The organism is Streptomyces sp. NBC_00285 (assembly GCF_036174265.1).
GTDB lineage: Bacteria > Actinomycetota > Actinomycetes > Streptomycetales > Streptomycetaceae > Streptomyces.
This window is the reverse complement of record NZ_CP108055.1, coordinates 7217466-7238814: the sequence shown is the minus strand read 5'-3', so window position 1 is coordinate 7238814 and position 21349 is coordinate 7217466. Positions and strand designations below refer to the sequence as shown.

Annotated in this window: 21 protein-coding genes and 1 pseudogene; 17 read left to right on the top strand and 5 right to left on the bottom strand. The window is 70.2% G+C overall.

Annotation, left to right across the window (positions count from 1 at the left end; genetic code table 11):
- The first annotated feature begins 490 nt into the window (after nt 1-490).
- The 5 genes from OHT57_RS33630 (at nt 491) to OHT57_RS33610 (ending at nt 5465) form a co-directional block, all read left to right on the top strand.
- Nucleotides 491-2008, top strand: coding sequence for an AAA family ATPase (locus OHT57_RS33630; protein ID WP_328750481.1), 1518 nt, complete (start codon nt 491-493; stop codon nt 2006-2008).
- A gap of 810 nt (nt 2009-2818) precedes the next feature.
- The gene (locus OHT57_RS33625; RefSeq protein ID WP_328750480.1) at nt 2819-3082 is read left to right on the top strand and encodes a CopG family transcriptional regulator; all 264 of its coding nucleotides are present in this window, start codon (nt 2819-2821) and stop codon (nt 3080-3082) included.
- Nucleotides 3079-3492 carry a PIN domain-containing protein gene (locus OHT57_RS33620; RefSeq protein WP_328750479.1) on the top strand — a complete coding sequence of 138 codons (414 nt, stop codon included), beginning with the start codon at nt 3079-3081 and terminating at the stop codon, nt 3490-3492. Before OHT57_RS33625 ends, OHT57_RS33620 begins: the two co-directional genes overlap by 4 nt.
- A 149-nt stretch (nt 3493-3641) precedes the next feature.
- Nucleotides 3642-4712 carry an acyltransferase family protein gene (locus OHT57_RS33615; RefSeq protein WP_328750478.1) on the top strand — a complete coding sequence of 357 codons (1071 nt, stop codon included), beginning with the start codon at nt 3642-3644 and terminating at the stop codon, nt 4710-4712.
- A gap of 252 nt (nt 4713-4964) precedes the next feature.
- Entirely contained in the window at nt 4965-5465 is a 501-nt protein-coding gene (locus tag OHT57_RS33610; RefSeq protein WP_328750477.1) for a peptidylprolyl isomerase, read from the top strand.
- A 60-nt stretch (nt 5466-5525) separates the two neighbouring features.
- Here the strand turns inward: OHT57_RS33610 and ku are convergent, their stop codons facing one another.
- Complete coding sequence (gene ku / locus OHT57_RS33605; RefSeq protein ID WP_443053512.1) at nt 5526-6575, bottom strand: non-homologous end joining protein Ku; 1050 nt, start codon at nt 6573-6575, stop codon at nt 5526-5528.
- A 62-nt stretch (nt 6576-6637) separates the two neighbouring features.
- On the opposite strand from ku, the gene ligD reads away from it, so the two are divergent.
- A complete protein-coding gene (gene ligD, locus OHT57_RS33600) occupies nt 6638-7519 on the top strand; it encodes a non-homologous end-joining DNA ligase (protein WP_328750475.1) in 882 nt (293 codons plus the stop codon).
- 348 nt (nt 7520-7867) lie between these two features.
- On the opposite strand, the gene OHT57_RS33595 is transcribed toward ligD, so the two are convergent.
- Nucleotides 7868-8671 carry a nuclease-related domain-containing protein gene (locus OHT57_RS33595; protein ID WP_328750474.1) on the bottom strand — a complete coding sequence of 268 codons (804 nt, stop codon included), beginning with the start codon at nt 8669-8671 and terminating at the stop codon, nt 7868-7870.
- A 110-nt stretch (nt 8672-8781) separates the two neighbouring features.
- On the opposite strand from OHT57_RS33595, the gene OHT57_RS33590 reads away from it, so the two are divergent.
- The 7 genes from OHT57_RS33590 to OHT57_RS33560 all read left to right on the top strand — a co-directional run bounded on the left by OHT57_RS33590 (nt 8782) and on the right by OHT57_RS33560 (nt 15484).
- Entirely contained in the window at nt 8782-9288 is a 507-nt protein-coding gene (locus tag OHT57_RS33590; protein WP_328753403.1) for a protein-tyrosine phosphatase family protein, read from the top strand.
- Between the two features lie 159 nt (nt 9289-9447).
- On the top strand, nt 9448-10206 hold the full coding sequence (locus OHT57_RS33585; RefSeq protein WP_328750473.1) for a hypothetical protein: 759 nt from the start codon (nt 9448-9450) through the stop codon (nt 10204-10206).
- Nucleotides 10203-11438, top strand: coding sequence for a HAMP domain-containing sensor histidine kinase (locus tag OHT57_RS33580; protein WP_328750472.1), 1236 nt, complete (start codon nt 10203-10205; stop codon nt 11436-11438). Before OHT57_RS33585 ends, OHT57_RS33580 begins: the two co-directional genes overlap by 4 nt.
- A 105-nt stretch (nt 11439-11543) precedes the next feature.
- Nucleotides 11544-12035 carry an SH3 domain-containing protein gene (locus OHT57_RS33575; protein WP_328750471.1) on the top strand — a complete coding sequence of 164 codons (492 nt, stop codon included), beginning with the start codon at nt 11544-11546 and terminating at the stop codon, nt 12033-12035.
- Between the two features lie 52 nt (nt 12036-12087).
- Entirely contained in the window at nt 12088-13449 is a 1362-nt protein-coding gene (locus tag OHT57_RS33570; RefSeq protein ID WP_328750470.1) for an FtsW/RodA/SpoVE family cell cycle protein, read from the top strand.
- A 17-nt stretch (nt 13450-13466) separates the two neighbouring features.
- Nucleotides 13467-14930 (top strand): peptidoglycan D,D-transpeptidase FtsI family protein, encoded by a 1464-nt coding sequence (locus tag OHT57_RS33565; protein ID WP_328753402.1) that lies wholly within the window; start codon nt 13467-13469, stop codon nt 14928-14930.
- Nucleotides 14931-14974: 44 nt separating this feature from the next.
- Complete coding sequence (locus tag OHT57_RS33560; protein ID WP_328750469.1) at nt 14975-15484, top strand: DUF3291 domain-containing protein; 510 nt, start codon at nt 14975-14977, stop codon at nt 15482-15484.
- Here the strand turns inward: OHT57_RS33560 and OHT57_RS33555 are convergent.
- Together OHT57_RS33555 and OHT57_RS33550 are read right to left on the bottom strand one after the other, a co-directional pair.
- Entirely contained in the window at nt 15481-16329 is an 849-nt protein-coding gene (locus OHT57_RS33555) for a DUF3824 domain-containing protein (RefSeq protein ID WP_328750468.1), read from the bottom strand. The two genes, OHT57_RS33560 and OHT57_RS33555, sit on opposite strands and share 4 nt — an antisense overlap.
- A gap of 9 nt (nt 16330-16338) precedes the next feature.
- Nucleotides 16339-16608: pseudogene (locus OHT57_RS33550) on the bottom strand (aminobenzoate oxygenase); the annotation flags it as partial.
- A 171-nt stretch (nt 16609-16779) separates the two neighbouring features.
- On the opposite strand from OHT57_RS33550, the gene OHT57_RS33545 reads away from it, so the two are divergent.
- From OHT57_RS33545 to OHT57_RS33530, 4 genes are all read left to right on the top strand, one after another.
- Nucleotides 16780-17718, top strand: a complete 939-nt coding sequence (locus OHT57_RS33545; RefSeq protein WP_328750467.1) for an AurF N-oxygenase family protein — start codon at nt 16780-16782, stop codon at nt 17716-17718.
- Nucleotides 17719-17896: 178 nt separating this feature from the next.
- Nucleotides 17897-18544 carry a TetR/AcrR family transcriptional regulator gene (locus OHT57_RS33540; RefSeq protein WP_328750466.1) on the top strand — a complete coding sequence of 216 codons (648 nt, stop codon included), beginning with the start codon at nt 17897-17899 and terminating at the stop codon, nt 18542-18544.
- The gene (locus OHT57_RS33535) at nt 18537-18881 is read left to right on the top strand and encodes a hypothetical protein (RefSeq protein ID WP_328750465.1); all 345 of its coding nucleotides are present in this window, start codon (nt 18537-18539) and stop codon (nt 18879-18881) included. Before OHT57_RS33540 ends, OHT57_RS33535 begins: the two co-directional genes overlap by 8 nt.
- 102 nt (nt 18882-18983) lie before the next feature.
- Entirely contained in the window at nt 18984-20138 is a 1155-nt protein-coding gene (locus OHT57_RS33530) for a C40 family peptidase (RefSeq protein ID WP_328750464.1), read from the top strand.
- Here OHT57_RS33530 and OHT57_RS33525 read toward each other — a convergent pair.
- The gene (locus tag OHT57_RS33525; protein WP_328750463.1) at nt 20087-21340 is read right to left on the bottom strand and encodes a styrene monooxygenase/indole monooxygenase family protein; all 1254 of its coding nucleotides are present in this window, start codon (nt 21338-21340) and stop codon (nt 20087-20089) included. The two genes, OHT57_RS33530 and OHT57_RS33525, sit on opposite strands and share 52 nt — an antisense overlap.
- Nucleotides 21341-21349: the final 9 nt, after the last annotated feature.

Sequence of the window (21349 nt, the reverse complement as noted above, 5' to 3'; positions counted from 1 at the left end):
ATTCCACTCCTGTCCGTCGCAGGCTGCTCGCGGAACGTGATCAGAAGGCACGCTCCCATGCCCCCCCAGGCCCGTGTCGGCGCTGAGCAATGGAGATCATCGATCGCATCCCATTCTGCCCCGCAGGGACACGGAGCCCGTCCGCTGGGCGATCCGCGAGGCCGGGCCCACCCTCGGACCGTCGCAGCGGGAACGTGCAGGAACTCCGCAGTCCGCTTCGGGCTGCCGATACCCGCGTGCCGCATCGCGACAGCCCTTGGACTGAAACCCGGACGCCGTTCTCCACGGTGACGGTGCCTCGACAAACTCGCATCGATCGCGGGCAGTCCACCCGGGCGGCGGTCGTAGCGGAGCCGGACGGGCACGCACGTCGGCCCGGAGAGCCTGCGTGTGCGGGTCACCCGCAGCGTGGCACCGCAGGCGGGCAGAAGAGTTAAGCTCGCCCCATACCGAATTTGTGCAGGTGAAACTGAACAGAAATGGGATACCTGTGCGTGAACAGATCGACAAGCCGGGGCGGCTGCTGGACCGCGATCACGAGTGGGCCCTCCTGAACGATTTTCTCGCCGATCCAGCCACCGAGCTGCGGCTGGCCATCGTCTCGGGGCGCCGGAGAAACGGGAAGTCGTTCCTGCTGGAGGCACTCGCAGAAGCAGTGGGGGGGCTGTACCTGACCGCTGTACAGGAGGAGGGCCGGGTGCCCGCGCTGCACCGGTTCACCGAGACGATCGCCGCACACGCAGGTGTGCGGCCCGGGGCGATGCGGCTGGACGACTGGCGGGACGCGCTCACCGCCGCGCTGGAAGTGGTGAACCGGGCCCCGGGGGCACCGCTGATCGTCATCGACGAGCTGCCGTACCTGATGCAGCACTCCCCAGAGATCCCCGGGTTCCTGCAACTGCTGTACGACCAGTCGCAGTCCGGCAAAGCACCGGGCGGCCGGATCGTGCTGTGCGGCTCGGCAATGAGCGTGATGTCCGAATTGTTGTCCGGGACCAAGCCACTACGCGGCCGAGCCGTTCTGGACCTACGTCTGCCGGCCTTCAATTACCGCACCGCGCGCACCCACTGGGGGATCGCGGACCCGGCGGTGGCACTGCAGGTCGACTCCGTGCTGGGCGGCGCCCCTGGCTATCGACCACTGGCCGCGGGGCAGGCCCCGCAGAGGGAAGAAGAGTTCGCCCCCTGGGTCGAACGCACCCTGCTGGACCCGGGACGGGCCCTGTACTCCCGGGTGGAGGCGGAGTTCCTGCTACGCGAGGACCCACGGATCACCCACCGCACGCTGTACTACGACGTACTGTCCGCGGTCGCCCTAGGCGCCTCGACCCCGGCGAAGGTTGGCTCGATGCTGGAACGGTCCCGCTCCGCCATGGTCGCCCCGCTGGAGGTGCTCGAGTCCACCGGCTACGTCCGCAAGGAGCAGGACCTGCTCAAGGCACGGCACCCGGCCATCAGCGTGGCGGACCCGGTGATCCGCTTCAACCAGCTGATCACACTGCCCATGGTGGACCTGGTGGAACGGAGGCGCGGTGCCCAGGTGTGGCAGTCGTCCCGACCGACGTATCACTCGAAGATCCTCGGCCCGCATTTCGAGGAGACCGCGCGCGAATGGGCCCGCTCCTTCGCCATCGACGAGACGGGGCTGTCGCTCGGCGCGGTGGGCACGGCGGAGATCTCCGACCCGGCCGCCCGCACCAAGCACGAGGTCGACCTACTCGCCGTGGCCCCCGGCGAGCGCCCTCAAAACCCGCGAGCCACCATCGTCCTGATCGGTGAGGCCAAAGCCACCGTCCAACCGCGAGGGCTCAAGGACCTCGAGCGCCTCGAGCACATTCGGACCCTCCTCGCCGACCAGGGGCACCGGCCCGATGACGCGACACTCGCCCTGTTCTCCCTGCACGGTTTCCATCCCGATGTCATCGACGCTGCCGGACACCGCCGCGATGTCCTCCTGGTCGACATCGGCGCGCTGTACGGCGACGGACCCATCCACGGCCTGACATGACATGAGCCAGGATTGCGTGACTCACGGGGCACCATGGGTCCAGCCCCGGTGGCCGATCAGGGCGGGATCCACGCCGACCGGCACGCGAAATCACCGTCAACGCCCCCAGGCGGAACATTTCGCTACCGCGGGACATGCGCGGGATGACGGGCCTGACGAGGCGTCAAATAGGCTGTTGACCTGCGAAAAAACGCGGGAAGCCGACGGCCTCTGGAGCCGTGTGCGCAGGTTCGAATCCTGCCGGGGGCACCTTGCAGAAGGTGCCCAAAGACCCCGTCACCAGCGGAAACGCTGAGGCCGGGGTCTTCGCGTATGTGCAGGCGTGTGCCGCCCTGAGCGGCAGTATGCCGGGTCCCGTGGACTGGCTGCAGACCTCGGACCCGCAGGTCAGCGCCGGGCCTCAGGCCTTGCCACGAGCATCCGGCAGCCGCTTCTGCACGTCCAGGACCAAGTGCTGCAGACGCCCCGGCAGCACTGCCTCACGCTCCATCCATTCGTCCAGGCGGGGCCGCAGGTGCCGCACCATCACCAGCCCATGCCGTCGGAGAACTGGGCGATTTAACCGAGACCTCCTCTACGTTTCCGGCCGGGGACGCCGTGCGCCTGCGATTTCGAGTTCCTCATGACGTCCAGCTGCTCCCTGACTCGTGAACGTCTCGGATGCCCGTGCCAAGCCCGGCAGCGACAACGTCCCCCTGACGTCCCGTCGTACGCCCGAACCCAGATTCGTGGTCACGTCGGACCAGCACCGCGACGGCTGTCTCTGCCAACTCCGCCCAACCAGGGAGGATGCAAGGTAGGATAGGTGGCATGAGTGAGCCTACCGGCAAGTACTCGATCACAATGCCGCGCGACATCGCCGAAGCCGCCAAGGCCCGCGGCGGCCCATCCGGACTGTCCGCCTACGTCGCCGCAGCCGTCGCACGCCAGATCGAGCGGGACAACCTCAACGAACTCATCACGGTGGCAGAGGCCGAACACGGCCCCATCACCGACGAAGAGATTCATGCTCTGCGCGACCAACTCCACCAAGCCCGAGAGCAACAGACCCAAGGCGGGGCGAACGCCGCGTGACCCCCTCCCCCGCCACCCCGGGCGGCACCCTGGTCCTTGACAGCGAAGGGCTGGCCAAGGCCGTCCTACGCGACCGTACGGTCACCGGCTGGCTCGCCCTCGCCCGCGCCGACGACCTACGGGTGATCACTTCCGCAGCCACCCTCGTGGAAGTGGTCCACCCACGGATCAATCGCCCAGCCCTGGAATGGACGTTGTCCCGCCTCGTCATCGAACCGGTCACCGAGGCCATCGCCCACCACGCCGCCGCCCTCCTCGCCGCCGCCGGCCTGCACGGCCACAAGTACGCCGTCGACGCCATGCTCAGCGCCACGGCGCTGGCCGCCCCCGGACCTGTCACCGTTCTCACCTCTGACTCCGAGGACCTCGCCACGCTCTGCGGCGGGCGCGTCACCGTCATCAAGATCTGACGGCACGCCGTCCGCCCGATCAGTCGTCCGCGCGGAACTGCAGAGCGCCATGCGGGAGCCCTGCCGTCAGGGTCCGCGTGCTCGCTGAGGGGGGCCGTTCGTACGTGTTTCCGGAGTTTGGGGCGGGCCGGGTTGGTGAGGTGCCCGGGATGCGCGAACTACTTCTCCCAGACGTCCCTCAAGACAGAGCCGTGGAGCGTTCGAAGGAGCGGGACGCCTTCTTCGACAACGCGAAGTACCTGGCGATCGTGCTGGTCGCGGTGGGGCATGCGTGGGAGCCGTTGCGGGACGGGAGTCGGGGGGTGTCCGCGCTGTATCTGTTCGTGTACGCCTTTCACATGCCGGCGTTCATCGTCGTGTCCGGATACTTCTCGCGGAACTTCGACTGGAGCCCGGGGCGACTGCGGCGGTTGGTGACCGGGCTCGCCGTGCCGTACGTGGTGTTCGAGACGGCGTACACGTTCTTCACTCGGTGGACCGACCAGGTGCCGGACCGGCCGGTGAGTCTGCTGGATCCGCTGTATCTGACGTGGTTCCTGGTGGCGTTGTTCGTGTGGCGGCTGACCACTCCTCTATGGCAGCGGGTGCGGTGTCCGGTGCCGCTCGCCCTCGCCGTGGCGATGCTCGCGACCCTCACGCCGTCCATCGGCGACGACCTCGACCTCCAGCGGGTCCTGCAGTTCCTGCCGTACTTCGTGCTCGGTCTGTCGCTGCGGCCGGAGCATTTCCGGTTCGTTCGCCGGCGTGCGGTGCGGGTGGTGGCGGTGCCGGTGTTCGCCGGTGCGCTCGTGGCGGCCTACTGGGCCGTGCCGCGGATGAGCGCGGCCTGGTTCTACCACCGGGACAGCGCCCAGGAGTTGGGCGGGCCCGCCTGGTCGGGGCCGGTGATGACGTTGGTCGCCTTCGGGTGCTCGCTGGTGCTGGCCGGGTGCTTCTTCGCCCTGGTGCCCGGGCGGCGGACCTGGTTCACCGTGCTGGGCGCAGGCACCCTCTACGGCTATCTCCTGCACGGCTTCCTCGTCCAGGGCGCCCGCTTCTGGGGCTGGTACGGGCCCGCGTGGGTCCATGGGCCTTTCGGCGTCGGCGTGGCCGCCCTCGTCGCCGCCACCGTCGTGACCCTGCTGTGTACGCCACCCGTCCGGCGGGCCCTTCGGTATGTGGTGGAGCCGGAGATGCGGTGGGCGTTCCGGCGGGAGGCGGTTCAAGCCGGGCGGACCTGAACCGCTTCGCCCTGCGGAGCACGGCACGAGGTCGTCCTCGACGGCTCGCGGAGCCGGCCTTCCCCGGCGTCACCCACACGGCGGTCATGGGCGGCCGACGGATCCGACGCTGTCGTACGGCGGTCGCGGGCGCGGGCGTCCTGGGAGGCAGGCGACGGCGAGCGGGCGGTGGTGGGTGTCCATGACCCCGGTACCCGCACAGCCGTGTGACAAGATGCTTCGGCCATGCCCCACCAGAAAGGGACGATTCCCATGTCCAGGGTCGAGCTGACCACTAACTTCGGCAGCATCGTTCTCGAGCTGGCCGACGCCGAGGCGCCCAAGTCCGTCGCGAACTTCCTGACGTACGTCGGCAACGGGCACTACGACGGCACGATCTTCCACCGTGTGATCGACGGCTTCATGGTCCAGGGCGGTGGCTTCACCCAGCAGATGCTGCAGAAGTCCACCCTTGAGCCGGTCCAGAACGAGGCCGACAACGGTCTGAAGAACAACGAGTACACCGTGGCGATGGCGCGTACCAGCGCCCCGCACTCGGCGACCGCCCAGTTCTTCATCAACGTCGGGGACAACGAGTTCCTCAACTACAAGTCCCAGACCCCGAACGGCTGGGGCTACACCGTGTTCGGCAAGGTCGTCGAGGGCAAGGACGTCGTCGACCGGATCAAGGTCGTGCCGACCGGCAGCAGCCGCGGTCACGGTGACGTGCCGGTCGAGCCGGTGATCATCGAGTCCGCGAAGGTCGTCGGCTGACGTCGCCGAACAGCTGACGGGACCTGCGGCTGCCGAGCCGTTTCGGAGGCAGTACGCAGGTCACGCGGTCTTCTTGCGGGCGGCCGTGGTCTTCTTCGCGGTCGTTGTCTTCTTCGCCGACGCCGTCCTCTTCGCGGCCGCGCTCTTGCCGGCTGTGCCGGTGCTCTTCGTTGACGACGCCGTCTTCTTCGTTCCCTGCGACGACTTCGCCGCCGTCTTCTTCGCGGCCGGGGTGCTCTTCGTGGCGGCCGTCGACTTCTTTCCACCCGTCTGCTTCGGTGCGGCCCGCGCCGACTTCCGCTGTGGCAGCTGCCTGACCTCCGCCTGCTCCTCGCCCCGCGACTCCTTGGCGTCCCGCACGCTCTTCTCCAGCGCGGCCATCAGGTCGAGGACCTTGCCGCTGTGGGCCGGTTCGGGGGACTGTGGCGGGGCCTCTCCGGCGGCCTTCGCGGCGACGACCTCCTCCAGTGCCTCGCGGTACTCGTCGTGCAGTTCGTCCAGGTCGATCTCGCCGAGGGTGTCCATCAGGGCGTCGGCGAGGTCGAGTTCCTTGTCGCTGACGGTGACCTTGGTGTCGGGGGCGAGTCCCTCCGGCGCGCGGACCTCGTCCGGCCACAGCAGGCCGTGCAGCGCGATGGCGTCCTCCACCACCCGCAGCATGCCCAGCCGCTCCCGCCCGCGCAGCGCGAACTTGGCGATGGCCACCTTGTTGCTGCGCTTCAGCGCCTCCCTCAGCAGGATGTACGGCTTGGCTGCGGGCACGCCGCCCGCCTGGAGGTAGTACGCGGCGTCCATCTGGAGCGGGTCGATCCGGTCGCCCGGGACGAAGGCGACGATCTCGATGGTCTTCGCCGTCGGAAGCGGCAGGTGGGCAAGGTCCTCGTCGGTGATCGGAATGACGGTGCCGTCCGCGTCCTCGTACGCCTTGCCGATCTCCGCCTGGCTGACCTCGCGGTCCTCCAGTTCGCACACCTTGCGGTAGCGGATGCGGCCGCCGTCCTCGGTGTGGATCTGGCGGAAGGAGATCGAGTGGCTCTCGGTGGCGTTCACCAGCTTGATCGGGATGCTGACCAGGCCGAACGAGATGGCGCCGTTCCATATGGATCTCACCAGCAGCACCCTTTCTGAGCTTTCGCACCGTTTTATTTAGATATGCGTGAGATTCTCATCGTATGACGCCGATCACAGAGGTGGAGGGGAGACGGCTCGCGCTCAGCAACCTGGAGAAGGTGCTGTATCCGGCGACCGGCTTCACCAAGGGCGAGCTGCTCCACTACTACGCCACGATCGCCGACGTCCTCCTCCCCCATCTGCGGGACCGCCCGGTCTCCTTCCTGCGCTATCCGGACGGGCCCGAGGGCCAGGTGTTCTTCACCAAGAACGTCCCCCCGGGTACGCCCGACTGGGTCACCACGGCCGAGGTCTCCCGTTCCGAGGGCCCGGCCCGGATGGTGCTGGTCCAGGACCTCGCGAGCCTGATGTGGGCCGCCAACCTGGTCACCGAGTTCCACACCCACCAGTGGCCGGTCGGCACCCTCGACGAGGCCGACCGTCTGGTCCTCGACCTCGACCCGGGCCCGCCCGCCACGGTCGTCGAGTGCTGCGAGGTGGCCCTGTGGCTCAGGGAACGGCTGGCGACGGACGGTATCCAGGCGTACCCGAAGACCGCCGGGTCGAAGGGGCTGCATCTGCTGGCGGCGGTCCGGGGATCGTCGTCCGACCGGGTGTCGGAGTACGCCAAGCAGCTCGCCATGGAGGCTGAGCGGGCGATGCCGCGGCTGGCTCTGCACCGGATGACCCGGAATCTGCGTCCCGGGAAGGTTTTCGTGGACTGGAGTCAGAACGCTGCCCGCAAGACCACGGCCACGCCGTACACCCTGCGGGCGCGGGCTCTTCCTCTGGTGTCTGCGCCGGTGACGTGGGCGGAGGTCTCGGGGTGTGGGGCGCCGGGGCAACTTGCCTTCCAGGCGGGGGACATGGGAGCACGGCTGGAGGATTACGGCGACCTGTTGGCTCCGCTTCTTGACCGTGCGGGGGCGGCGGCGTTGCCGTGAGGGGGTGCCGGGGTCGGGGGTTCGGTGAGTGCGGGTGCGGGTGCGGGTGCGTTGTGGTCGGTCGCGCAGTTCCCCGCGCCCCTTGGGTGGCTTGGCGGGTGCGGCGCCGTCGGGGCTGGTCGCGCAGTTCCCCGCGCCCCTGGGTGAGTGTCGGTCGGGTGGCTCCCCCGTGACTCTGGGTGGGTGCCGGGTCGGGACGGGTCGTTCCCTGTGCCCCTGGGTGCGCCACGTCGGGACGGGTGATTCGGCGGGTGCGGCGCCGTTGTGGCTGGTCGCGCAGTTCCCCGCGCCCCTGGGTGGGTGTCGTGCGCGCGGCTTGGGCTTGGCCCCCTGGCCCCTGGCTTTGGGTCAGGCCTTTGTCCAGGTGTGGCGGTCTCGGGCCATCGCGTGCAGGGCCTCCACGTCTGCCGGTTTCAGGACTCCGCCGAGTCGGGCGAGGCCTTCGAGGTCCGTGGCGTCGAGGATGCGGACCTCGCGGGGCGGGAGGGTGACCGTGATGTCGGTGGGGCCGACGAGGGCGAGGACCGGGCGGATCTCGGCCGTGAGGGCGTAGGAGGCCCGGTCGGCGTCGGCGCGGACGCGGCGCAGCAGTGGCTCGGGGGCGCGGCGGCCGAGGGCGACCATCGGGTCGGTGACCGTGACTCGCTGCTTGCGGGCGTACAGCGCGTGCACGGCGAACAGTCCGCCGGGGCCGATCACGAGATGGTGGACGTGGTCGCCGCCGGGGAGGGGGACGGAGTGCAGGGTGTGCCAGCCCGCTCCGTCCAGGCGGTCCAGGGCGTCGCCCACCGTCTGCTCGGCCTCCAGCGCGCGCCTGCGAGGGTCGCGGCGGAGCCGGTGCGAGGTTCCGGGGTCCCGGTCGAGAGCGATCTGGAGGACCTCGCCGGGCCGGTTGGGTGCGAGGTCGTCGTCCGGGTGGAGGGAGAGCCGGGCCAGTTCGGCGGGCGTCGGCACCGGGGGTGGGCCCACGGCCACCCGGCCGGTCAGGAAGGGCCCGAGGGCGTCCAGCACATCCTCTCGGCGGTCCTCGCTCAGCAGATTGACCCGGGCCGCCTCACGGTCGTACCAGGCGATGTTCCTGCCGTCCGTGAGGCAGACGTACAGACGTTCCTGACCGTGGCGCCAGGTCGGTACGACGCGCAGTCCGCTCATGCACCATCACCCCACCGACCATGGGAACAGGCGGGGTGCTGCGCAGGCAAGAAGGCGGCTACCTTTGGGTGGAGTTGCAGGGCTTGTCGCAGGGGCTTGGGGAGGCGCTGTTGCGGACCCGCAGGAAGCAACCCGATGTACCGGCTCCGGACCGGGCGTGGGACGAGGTCGTGCCCGGCCTGTGGATGGGCGGGCATGAGTTCCAGGGCCTTTCCGGGCAACGGGAGTTCGCGGTCGTACGGGACGAGTTCGACGTCGTGCAGACGTTATTGCGGCTGCCCGGCCACGGTCCCGATCCGGGCGTCGAGCACCATGTGTGGCCGATTCCGGACGGCCCGCTGGACGGGACGCAGCTCGCGGGCGTGATGCGCCTGGCACGGGCCGCGAGCGACGCACTGGACGAGGGCCGCAAGGTCCTCGCCCGCTGTTACCACGGCTACAACCGTTCGGGGCTGGTCGTGGCGCACGCCCTGGTCCACAGGGGGCATACGGCCGACGAGGCGATCCGGCTGATCCGGCGCCGGCGCTCGCCGTGGGCGCTGCACAACGAGCTGTTCGTGGAGTACCTCCGCGCCGGTCTGCCGACGGCCCGGCTGCTGGAGGAGCTGACCGAGTAGGGCCGTCCGGACCTGCCGGAACGCAAAGACGACTTCCACACGAATAAAGTGGCCGGGGCCGACGCACGCCCCCGGCCCGGAACCCAGGTGCACATCCGAGGTGCACATCCCAGTCGCACATCCCAGGTCAGACCTCAGGCGCACACCCCCAGGAGCACAGTGCCACCCGCCCGCCGCGCATCCCGTACGCCTCGCGCCGACACGGCACGCGCACGCCGTACGGCCCGTGCCGTCGCCGTGGTCGCGCTGCTGGTGGCGGCCGCGGCGGGCTGCGGTGACGCGGGCGACCTGGTCGGTGCTGGCTCGACGCCGACCGCGACCGGTCCGGACCGGCTCTGGCCGCAGCTGACGCCCGCCGCCAGCCCCGCCTTCACCATCGACGAGGTGGACACGGAGGTCGTCAAGGGCGTCTCCGTCCCCGGTGACGACATCCGCGCGGTGGACCCGGTCGCGGTCGTCCGCGCCGAGATCAGGTCGGCCCCCGGCGACTACTCCGCGGGGGGCTATGTGACGACGGCCCGGCTGATGGACGACTGCGGCAGGAGCGGCGCGGCCGGGAAGAAGTGCCCCGTCCTGCGGCCGTACTACCGCGACCTCACCGGCGACGGGCGTGAGGACCTGACGCTGGGCTTCCGCCAGCTGCCCGGCAGCATCACCGCCGTACGCGTGTACACCGTCGAGAAGCACCGGCTCGTGCAGGTCATGCACTGGGAGGACGCGGTCAGCGGGGTGGAGCTGGCCGGGCGGTCCGTCATCATCCGTTCGCCGTCCGAGGTGGCCGGGTACGAGTACCGGCTCCAGTGGACCTGGGACCCGGAACAGAAAGCGATGCTCCTCACCCACGACGAGATGCTCCGCACGGGCAAGAGCACCCATGGCCCCGGCAGCTCGCCCGGCCCGTCCGCGAGCACGCGATGAGACTCGCGCTTCCCCGCTGGTCCGGCACGCTCGCTGTGAAGGCCGCCGTCTTCATCACCGTCATGTGCTGCGCGCTCGCCGCGCTGCTCGGTGTCCTCGTGCACGTCTCGGTGACGAACCAGACCGTCGGCGAGGCGCGTGACCTGGCGTTGAGCCGGCTCAAGGACGCGACCGAGGCGTACGAGGCCGGGGACACGCTGAAGTGGGACGCCGGTGTGGATCCGCCGGACCTGCCCGGGTCGTTGCGGGCGCTGGCGGTCGCCGGGGACCGCGGCACGATGGTCGGCGTGCACGGCGGGCGCCCGACGATGTGGGCGGCGGGTCCGGTGGACGGGGACCGGTCGCTGGCCGTGGAGGTCGACTACTCGCAGAACGCGCGCACGATCGCGGCGCTGGACCGGGCGATCCTCTGGTCGTCGGGGCTGGCGATCACGGCGACGCTGCTGGTGGGTGCGTTCGCGGTCACCCGGGTGACCACACGGTTGCACACGACCGCGCGGGTGGCCCGGCGGATCAGTGCGGGCGACCTCGACGCGCGCGTCGACGATCCCCGTACGAAGGATCCGTCGCGGCCGCAGGACGAGGTGGCGGCGGTGGCCGCCGCGCTGGACACCATGGCGGCGTCCCTGCAGGGGAAACTGCTGAGCGAGCAGCGGTTCACGGCGGATGTCGCGCATGAGTTGCGGACGCCTCTGACCGGGTTGCACGCGGCCGCCGAGCTGTTGCCGCCGGGGCGGCCCACGGAGCTGGTGCGGGACCGGGTGGGGGCGTTGCGGACGCTGACCGAGGATCTGCTGGAGATCTCCCGGCTGGACACCGGGCGGGAGCGGCTCGAAGTGGACACGGAGCGTCTGGCGGCCGTGGCCGGGCGGGTGGTGCGGGCGTCGGGGACCGACACCGAGGTCGTCGTCGTGCGGGATGTGGCCGTGGACACCGACCGGCGGCGGCTGGAGCGGGTGCTGGGGAACCTGGTGACCAACGCGCACCGGCACGGGCGGGGGCCGGTGTCGTTGACCGTGGACGGGACGGTGGTGACGGTCCGGGACCACGGGGACGGGTTTCCGGACTACCTCGTCGAGCACGGGCCGCAGCGGTTCCGTACGGAGGGCGGGGCGCGCGGGCACGGGCTGGGGCTGACCATCGCGGTGGGGCAGGCGGAGGTGCTGGGGGCTCGACTGTCGTTCGCGAACGCCGAGGGCGGCGGGGCGGTCGCGACACTGACGTTGCGGTAGTTCCCGGGCGGGTTCTCCTATGGCCCCGCTCGAAAGGCGACCTTCTCGGCCTCCTCCTAACGTGGCGAACAGTCAGGTTCGTACCCCGCTCACGGAGGTAACCCCATGTCCCTGCGCTCCCGACTCTCCATAGCCGTCGCCGCCGGCGCTCTCGCCGTCACCGCCCTCGGCACACCTGCCGTCGCCGGTGACGACTGGGACGGCTCCGACGGCGACTGGGGGAACCAGCAGGACCAGACCCAGAATCAGGGCGAGGGCCAGGGCCAGGGCCAGGGCCAGTTTCAGGGCCAGGGCCAGGGCCAGAACCAGGACCCGGGTCACCACCAGACCCAGAACCAGAACCAGACCCAGAACCAGACCCAGCAGCTGTACAAGGGCGTCGTGACGGCGAGTTCGCTCGCGCTGCGCAGTGCGCCGAACCGCGGCGGGCAGATCATCCGGTGGGCCGACAACGGCGATTCCGTCAGGATCTTCTGCAAGACCGGCGGCCAGAACATCGACGGCAACTCCACCTGGTACCTCCTCACGGACGGCACCTGGGCCTGGGGGGCGGCCCGGTACATCCACGTCTTCGGCGCCACGCCACGCTGGTGCTGACACCCCGCACGAGCTAGGCAGACATCACTGCCTATTTGGGTAGGTTCCGGACATGAACAAGGCCGGAACCACCGTGGCCCCCGCGGACGCCCCCGCTCCCGCGGTACGCCTGCCCCGGCGCCGTGGCATCGAACTGGCCCTCATCGTCCTCGCCGTCCTGCTCTGCGTGTACGGCTACTGCGCTGTCGGCTTCGCCAAGAACGGCTCCGTCCCGCCCGGCGCCGTCGGTTACGGCGCCGGGCTCGGCGTGCTCGCGCTCGTCGCCCATATCGCCGTACGCCTGCGGGCGCCTCACGCCGATCCGCTCCTGCTGCCCATCGGCGTGCTGCTCAACGGCCTGGGCCTGGTGCTCATCCACCGGCTCGACCTGGAGACGCCCGGCGACCGCGCGGCCCCCGCCCAGCTGGTGTGGTCCACGGTCGGGGTGACCCTGTTCATCGTGGTCGTGCTCGCGCTGCGCGACCACCGTGTCCTGCAGCGGTACGCCTACGTCTGTGTCGCCGCCGCGCTGGTCCTGCTGATCCTCCCGATCCTGTTCCCCGCCGTGAACGGCGCCCGCATCTGGATCCGGATCGCCGGGTTCTCCATCCAGCCGGGCGAGTTCGCGAAGGTGCTGCTCGCGGTGTTCTTCGCCGCCTACCTGGCGGCCAACCGGAACGCCCTGGCGTTCGCCGGGCGACGGCTCTGGGGACTCCAACTGCCCACCGGCCGCGTCCTCGGACCGCTGCTCGCCATCTGGCTGATCAGCGTCGGAGTGCTGGTCCTGGAGCGGGACCTCGGCACCTCGCTGCTGTTCTTCGGCCTGTTCGTCGTTCTCCTGTACGTCGCCACCGGGCTCACCGGCTGGATCGCGCTGGGGCTGCTGCTGGCCGCCGTCGGCGCCTTCGCCGTGGGCTGGCTGGAGCCGCACGTGCACAGCAGGGTGGAGGACTGGCTGCATCCGTTCGCGTCGATCGACGCGGGCCAGGGCCCCAACCAGCTCGCGCAGTCCCTGTTCGCGTTCGCCGCGGGCGGGATCCTCGGCACCGGGCTCGGGCTCGGGCACTCGAACCTGATCGGCTTCGCCGCGAAGTCGGACTTCATCCTGGCGACGGCCGGCGAGGAGCTGGGCCTGGCCGGTCTGTCCGCGATCTTCCTGCTGTACGGCCTGCTCGTGGAGCGCGGCTACCGGGCGGGGCTCGCGCTGCGGGACCCGTTCGGGCGGCTGCTGGCGACCGGGCTCGCCTCGATCCTGGCGCTCCAGGTGTTCGTGATCGCGGGCGGGGTCGGCGGACTGATCCCGCTCACCGGCATGGCGATGCCGTTCCTCGCGCAGGGCGGCTCGTCGGTCGTCACCAACTGGGCGATCGTGGCCCTGCTGATCCGGGTGAGCGACTCGGCCCGCGGCCAGTACGACGGAGAGGAGACCCCGTGACGACGCGAGGGCCCGGCATGACCCGTTACATCCGGCACGCCGCCTTCTTCTGCGCCCTGCTGCTGACGGCGCTTCTCGTCAACGCCGTCCGCCTCCAGGTCTTCGAGGCGCGCGCCCACGACGAGAACCCGGCCAACCGCCGGGAGAACATCGCCCGTTACGGCCGACAGCGCGGCGACATCCTGGTGGGCGGGCGGCCGGTCACGGGATCCCGGGACACCGCGGAGCAGCTGCGCTACGAACGGACGTACACGGACGGGCCGTTGTACGCGCCGGTCACCGGGTTCGCCTCGCAGGAGTACGGCACGACCCTGCTGGAGCACGCCGAGGACGGGGTCCTGTCCGGCGCGGACCCGCTGCTGACGCCGTTCCCGCTGTGGAACGACTTCACGAGGAGGCACAACCCGGGCGGGAACGTCGTCACCACGCTCAACGGGGCCGCACAGAAAGCGGCTTACCGCGGTCTCGACGGGCGCAAGGGCGCGGTGGCGGCCGTGGAACCGTCGACGGGGCGGATCCTGGCGCTGGTGTCATCACCGTCGTACGACCCGGGGGCACTGTCGGGCAACGACCCGCGGGTGGGCCGGTCCTGGGCCCGGCTCAACGGCGACGCGGACAAGCCGATGCTCAACCGGGCGGTACGGCAGACCTATCCGCCGGGTTCGACGTTCAAGGTGGTCACCGCGGCGGCGGCGCTGGACGCGGGCGTGATCACGGACGTCGACGCGCCGACCGACTCGCCCGCGCCCTACACCCTGCCCGGCACCCGGACCTCGCTCACCAACGAGTCCGACGGCTGTGCGGACCTCTCCCTGCGGGATGCCTTCAGATGGTCGTGCAACACGGTGTTCGCCAAGCTCGGCGTGGCGGTGGGGGTGGCTGACATGACGGCCACGGCGCACGCCTTCGGCTTCAACGACCCCTCACTGCGGATCCCGTTCTCGGTGGCCCGGAGCACCTTCGACCCGACCGTCGACAAGGCGCAGCTGGCCCTGTCCTCGATCGGCCAGTACAACACCCGCGCCACTCCCCTCCAGATGGCGATGGTCTCGGCGGCCGTCGCCAACGGCGGGCAGATCCGCACGCCCTATCTGGTGGAGCGGACCACGACGGACGACGGCGCCCTGGTGTCGACGGCCGGTTCCCGTCCGGTACGGCAGGCGATGCATCCCTCGACGGCCGCACGGCTGAAGGAGCTCATGACGCAGGTGGTCACCGAGGGCACCGGCACCAACGCCGCCATCCCCGGTGCCGTCGTCGGCGGCAAGACCGGCACCGCCCAGCACGGCGTCGGCAACGCCGGGACGCCGTACGCGTGGTTCGTGTCCTGGGCGCAGGGCGAGCGGGACATCGAGCCGAAGATCGCGGTGGCCGTGGTGGTGGAGGACGCGTCGGCGGACCGGGGGGACATCACCGGGGGCGGGGTGGCGGCGCCGATCGCCCGGGCGGTGATGGAGGCGGTGCTCAACTCCAAGGAGTGAGACGGGGGTTGAACCGGACACGCTCCCGACCTACCGTTCGGTCCATGATTGAGGCCCCTGCGTACGAACTCGCCCAAGTGAACATCGGCCGCCTCAAGGCCCCTCTGGACTCAGCACAGTTGAAGGACTTCGTCGACAACCTCGACCCCGTGAACGCCGACGCGGACGCCGCCGACGGCTTCGTCTGGCGTCTGGAGGGCGAGTCGGGCGACGCCACGGACGTGGCCGTCTTCGGCGACGAGTGGCTGATCATCAACATGTCGGTGTGGCGCGACACCGACGCGCTGACGGCGTACATGTACCAGGGCCGGCACCGCGAGATGCTCGCCCGCCGCAGGGAGTTCTTCGAACGGGTCCAGGAGGCGATGGTCGCCCTGTGGTGGGTCCCGGCCGGCCACCGCCCCACGGTGGCCGAGGCCGAGTCCCGGCTGCTGCACCTGCGCACCAACGGGCCTACCCCGTACGCGTTCACGCTGCGGACGCCGCACCCGGCGCAGGGGGCGGAGCCGGTCTCGGCCCTGGAGATCCCGGACGATCTGGGGTGCTCGGTCTAGATCGGTCTGCGCATCTCCGAGCGGATCAACAGTGCCGTGGCCGCCAGCTTGTCCAGGTCCACGTCGGACGGGTCCTGGGTCATCGTGGAGGACCGGAGTTCGGCAACCGACGCGCCCGTGTTGGCGTCCGCCCAGGCACAGACGGGAACCGTCATGTCCGTACCGGCCTGGGTCTTGGTGAGGACCTCGCAGGTGACGGTGACGCCGTCGGAGCCGTCCGGATGGAAGTCCTGCGGCGCCAGGGCGAGCTTGGCACCCTCACCCTTGGTCGCTCCCTCCATCATGCTGTTCCGCGACCGATCGGGCGCCTTGAACCGGCCGTACATGCCCGACACCACGAGCGAGCCCTCCGTCGTGTTGCCGGCCAGGCTGTACTGAGCGACCGCGACCCCGTCGACCTTGGCGTTCGAGAAGCCGTCCGCCTCGTCCATGATCTTCTGCCCCTCGGAGCCGGAGACGTCCTGGGCGAGTTCGTACCGGCCGCTGAGCAGGGTCTTGGGGACGGAGAGGGTGTACTGGGCCGCCGGGTAACCGGCACCGCTCGCCTTCTCCACCCCACGCATGACCGAACCCGCCACCCCCAGGGCGACGAGTCCGCCCACGATGGCGAGGATCACCACGAGGGGGCGCCTCTTCGGGGGCGGGGCGACAGGCGGCGCCCCCCAGCCGTACGGCTGCTGCTGGGGGTACGGATTCCCGTACGGCGGCTGCTGCACGGGCGGCGGGCCGTACGGCTGCTGCTGGCCGTAGGCCTGCTGACCGTACGGCCCGGGAGCGTAAGGGCCCTGCGGAGGCTGCTGGTTGTAGGGGTTCTGCGGCCCGTACGGGCCTTGAGGCGTGGACACGTCAGTACGTTACTCCACGTGAGCGGCACCCTCTTCGATGGACTGCTCGACCTCCGCGACCCGCTCCCGCTCCTCCGTCTCGAAGCGCTCCGCGTCCAGTTTCTCGGCGACTTCCTCGTCCTGGGCCATCAGCAGGTCGAGGTTCGAGTCGCCCATCTCGAAGACGCCCATGTCGACGTGGGCCTGCTGCAGGCGTGGGCCCCACAGGCCGATGCCCTTGACGCAGGGGACGATCCGGGAGAAGAGCCACCGGCGGAAGAGGGCGAGGAGGCGGTCGCGGCCGTTGCCATTCTTTTGGCCAGGAAACATGGCCTCCCAGCTGAAGCGGGCCGCGCCCGTCGCCGGTACCTGCCAGTGGGGGTCCTCGGGGTCCGTGGTGTACAGGTCGGACGTCGACATATTGCGCGCAGGGGATTGACGGGCTTGCTGACAGGCAGTCTCATAAGAGCCATGACGAGTCTGACAGAAGTCGACGCGCTCGCAGGGCTGCGTGACGCGCTCGGTCTGCTCAAGGACCGGGAGCAGGTGGCCCAGCGGCTGCTCGACTCCTCCGCGAAGCACTCCTTCGATCCGGACAAAGAACTGGACTGGGACGCGCCCTTCGAGGAGGGCAAGTGGTTCTGGCCGCCGGAGCTGGTCTCGCTGTACGACACCCCGATGTGGCGTCGGATGAGCGAGGAGCAGCGGATTCTGCTGTCGCAGCACGAGGCCGCGGCGCTGGCCTCGCTGGGGATCTGGTTCGAGCTCATCCTCATGCAGCTGCTGGTCCGTCATATCTACGACAAGGCGGCCACGAGCGCGCATGTGCGGTACGCGCTCACCGAGATCGAGGACGAGTGCCGACACTCGAAGATGTTCGCGCGGCTGATCTCGCGGGGTGAGACGCCCTGGTATCCGGTGAGCCCGGCCCATCAGCGGCTCGGGCGGCTGTTCAAGACGATCTCCACGACGCCGGGGTCCTTCACGGCGACGCTGCTGGGCGAGGAGGTCCTCGACTGGATGCAGCGGCTGACCTTCCCGGACGAGCGCGTGCAGCCGCTGGTCCGAGGCGTGACGCGGATCCATGTGGTGGAGGAGGCGCGGCACGTGCGGTACGCCCGCGAGGAGCTGCGGCGGCAGATGGTCACGGCTCCGCGGTGGTCGCAGGAGTTCACGCGGGTGACGTCCGGGGAGTTCGCGCGGGTGTTCTCCGTGGCCTTCGTGAATCCGGAGGTGTACACGAATGTGGGCCTCGACCAGCGGGAGGCGCTGGCGCAGGTGAAGGCCAGCGGGCACCGGCGGGAGGTCATGCAGACGGGTGCGAAGCGGCTGACCGACTTCCTGGACGACATCGGTGTGCTCAGGGGTGTGGGTCGAAGGCTGTGGAGGTCGTCGGGACTACTGGCCTGACGCAGGCTGCGGGCCGGTGGGGGCTGGTCGCGCAGTTCCCCGCGCCCCTGAGTGGGTGCAGTCGAAGCATGCTCAGCAGCACCCACCTAGGGGCGCGGGGCTGTATCGATTTGCGGCTCCGCCGCGTGGGCGCGATCAGCCACGACGGACCCGCAGACGGCCGACTACCCTTCGAGGCATGACCCCCTCCGCGCCCGCCTACCGCAGACTCGGTGTCGAGGAGCGACGCAGTCAGCTTCTTGAGGCCGCCCTCGGCCTGTTCGCGCACCACGTGCCGGAGGACGTCTCGCTGGACGACGTGGCCGAGGCGGCCGGGGTCTCGCGTCCCCTCGTGTACCGGTACTTCCCGGGCGGCAAGCAGCAGCTGTACGAGGCCGCGCTCCGGTCCGCCGCCGACGAACTGGAGCAGTGCTTCGACGAACCCCGGGACGGCCCTCTCCTCGTCCGGCTCTCCCGGGCCCTCGACCGCTATCTCGCCTTCGTGGACCAGCACGACGCCGGCTTCAGCGCCCTGCTCCAGGGCGGCAGTGTCGTCGAGACGTCCCGGACCACCGCCATCGTGGACGGCGTACGACGGGCCGCCGCCGAGCACATCCTCAGCCACCTCGGCGCCGCCGAACCCGGGCTGCGGCTGCGGATGACCGTGCGGATGTGGATCACGGCCGTGGAGGCGGCCTCCCTGATCTGGCTCGACGAGGGCAGGCAGCCCGCCGTGGAGGAACTGCGGGACTGGCTGGTGGAGCAGTTCGCCGCCGCGCTCACCGTGACCGCGAACCGTGACCCGCAGACCGCCTCGCTGGTCACGGCCCTCGCGGCGGATGGCTGACACTGGTGCCGTGAAGAGCGAAGACACCCCCTTCGAGGGCGGCCCCATGGACGGCCGGGTGCTGCCCGTGCTGCTGGGACCGACCGGGCAGCCGCCGAAGACGTACACCATTCCCGTCCCCGACGCGGCCGGCGGCCCGCCCACCGTGCTGGTGTACAGGCGCGCGCCGAGGGGCCACACCAAAAGGCTGGGGATCCAACTGGGGTGGAAGTACGAGTACTCCCCCGAGGGTGAGGCCGGAGAGGGCAGGTCGGGCGGCGGGCTGAAGTGGCCCTGGTCCAAGGTCGGCAAGGCGGACGACAGGCCGGACGCCGGACCGGACGACACCCACGGGTGACGGGGTTGCGCCGAACGCCCACACCCGGCGCGCGAAAACCTGAGCGCCGCCTGATGCTCACCGTGCGGACCAGAGGGGCTGCTCCGCACGGGAGGTGATGGCGTGTCAGGAAGGCTTCTGCGTCTGGTGTGTACGGCGGCGGTGGCGGCCGGCACGTTCCTGGCACCGCTGCCCGCGGCCGCCGTACCGGAGCCGGAACCCCGTGAACGTTCCGTGGCCGAGCTGCTGACGGACCTTCAGCGGCTGTACCGGGACGCCGAGAAGGCCACCGAGACCTACAACGCCACCGAGGAGAAGCTGCGGCACAAGCGTGCCGAGCTGACCCGGCTGGACTCCGCGCTCTCCGAGGCCCGGCTCTCCCTCCACGACAGCCGGGGGGCCGCCGGGCGGCTGGCCCGGCAGCAGTACCAGAACAGCAACGACATCTCGCCGTACGTACGCCTCCTCCTCGCCCGGGACCCGCAGCACGCCCTCGAACAGGGCCATGTCATCGGCCAGTTGGCGAAGGAGCGCGCCCAGACGGTCGGTCGGCTGACCGGCACCGAGCACCGCGCCGACGAACTGGCCCGCAGGGCCCGCCGGACGCTCGACGAGCAACTCACCCTCGCGGCCCGGCAGAAGAAGGACCGGGACGACGTACGCGACAGGCTCGACGACGTGGCGGGGCTCCTCGCCTCCCTCACCGCCGAACAGCTCACCAGGCTGGCCGAGTTCGAGGAGAAGGGGGTCGAGAAGGCCCAGAAGGAGCTGACGGCCTCCGGCGCCCTGGGCGAAGGCGACCGCAGTGCGACCCGGGAGGGCGAGGAGGCCCTGGGGTACGCCCGGCGCCAGCTGGGGAAGCCGTACGAATGGGGCGCGGAGGGCCCGAAGACGTACGACTGCTCGGGCCTGACGTCGCAGGCCTGGGCGCATGCCGGCACCCCGATCCCGAGGACCAGTCAGGAGCAGTGGGCGCAGCTCCCGAGGGTCCCGCTCGATGAGCTGCGGCCCGGTGACCTGGTGATCTACTTCCCCGAGGCCACGCACGTGGCGATCTACCTGGGCGAGGGCCAGGTGATCGAGGCCCCGAGAACGGGCGAGCAGGTCAAGATCTCCCCGATCGCAGCTCACCCGCTGCTCGGAGCCGTACGCCCGGATCACCTACCTGAAGGGGCGCGGGGAACTGCGCGACCAGCCACGGCGGACCCGCACCCGCGCGGCGACGATCAGCCTCCCGCCACCGACGCCACGTACGCGCCCGCCTTGTCGGGCTCGTAGAAGAAGTTCTCGAAGTCGGCCGGGGCGTCGAAGCCGTTGGCGAACCGGTCCGCCACCGGCTGCAACTGGCCTCCCGCGCCGATCAGGTTGAGGATGTGCTCCGGGGGCGGCGCGAGCATGGCGTTCGTCCACTTGGTGACGTGCCGGGCGGTGTCCCAGTAGCGGTCGAACGTCGCCCGCATCCAGGCCTCGTCGAACTCCTTCTCCCCCTGGTCGAGGATGGAAGCGAGATACGAAGCCGCGCACTTGGACGCGGAGTTGGAGCCCTGCCCGGTGATCGGGTCGTTGGCGACGACGACGTCGGCGACGCCGAGGACCAGTCCCCCACCGGGCAGCCGGCCTATCGGATTGCGCACGGTGGGCGCGTACCGGCCGGCCAACGTGGCGCCGGCGTCGGTGAGTTCGGCCTTGGTGGCGCGCGCGTACTCCCAGGGCAGGAACTTCTCCATGAGTTCCAGGGTCAGGGAGAGGTGCTGCGTCGGGTCCTTGACGCCGTTGAAGGCGTCGAGCGGGCCGCCTGGTATGCCCTCCCAGAACAGGATGTCGGCGCGCCCGGAGGTGGTGAGCGTCGGCATGACGAACAGTTCGCCGACCCCGGGGACGAGGTTGCAGCGGACGGCCTCGGTGTCCGGGTGCTCGGGGCGGGGGCCCAGGCCGTGGACGTAGGAGACCGCGAGGGCGCGCTGTGGCTCGGTGTACGGGGAGCGCTCCGGATCCCGCGCGAACATGGAGACCAGCTCGCCCTTGCCGGCGGAGACCAGCACGAGGTCGTACGTACGGGAGAAGTAGTCGAGGTCGCCGACGGCCGCGCCGTGGATGACGAGCTGGCCGCCGCGCTGGGCGAAGGTCTCCATCCAGCCGGCCATCTTCACCCGCTGGTCGACCGACTGCGCGTACCCGTCGAGACGTCCCAGCCAGTCGATCGCGCGCTGCGAGGGCCCCGGGTCGAAGGAGCCGGGAGCCGCAACGGAGACGCCGAGCCCCTCGATCCTCGGGGCCTGGGACTCCCAGAAGTTCAGCTTCAGGTCGCGCTCGTGCTGGAGAGCCGTGTGGAACATGCACTGCGTCGACATGACCCGTCCGGCGCGGATCTCGTCCGCTGTCCGGTTGGACATCAGGGTGACCTCGTACCCGTGCGACTGGAGGCCTAGGGCTAGTTGGAGTCCGGACTGGCCGGCTCCGACGACGAGTATCTTCCGCATGCGGGTGAT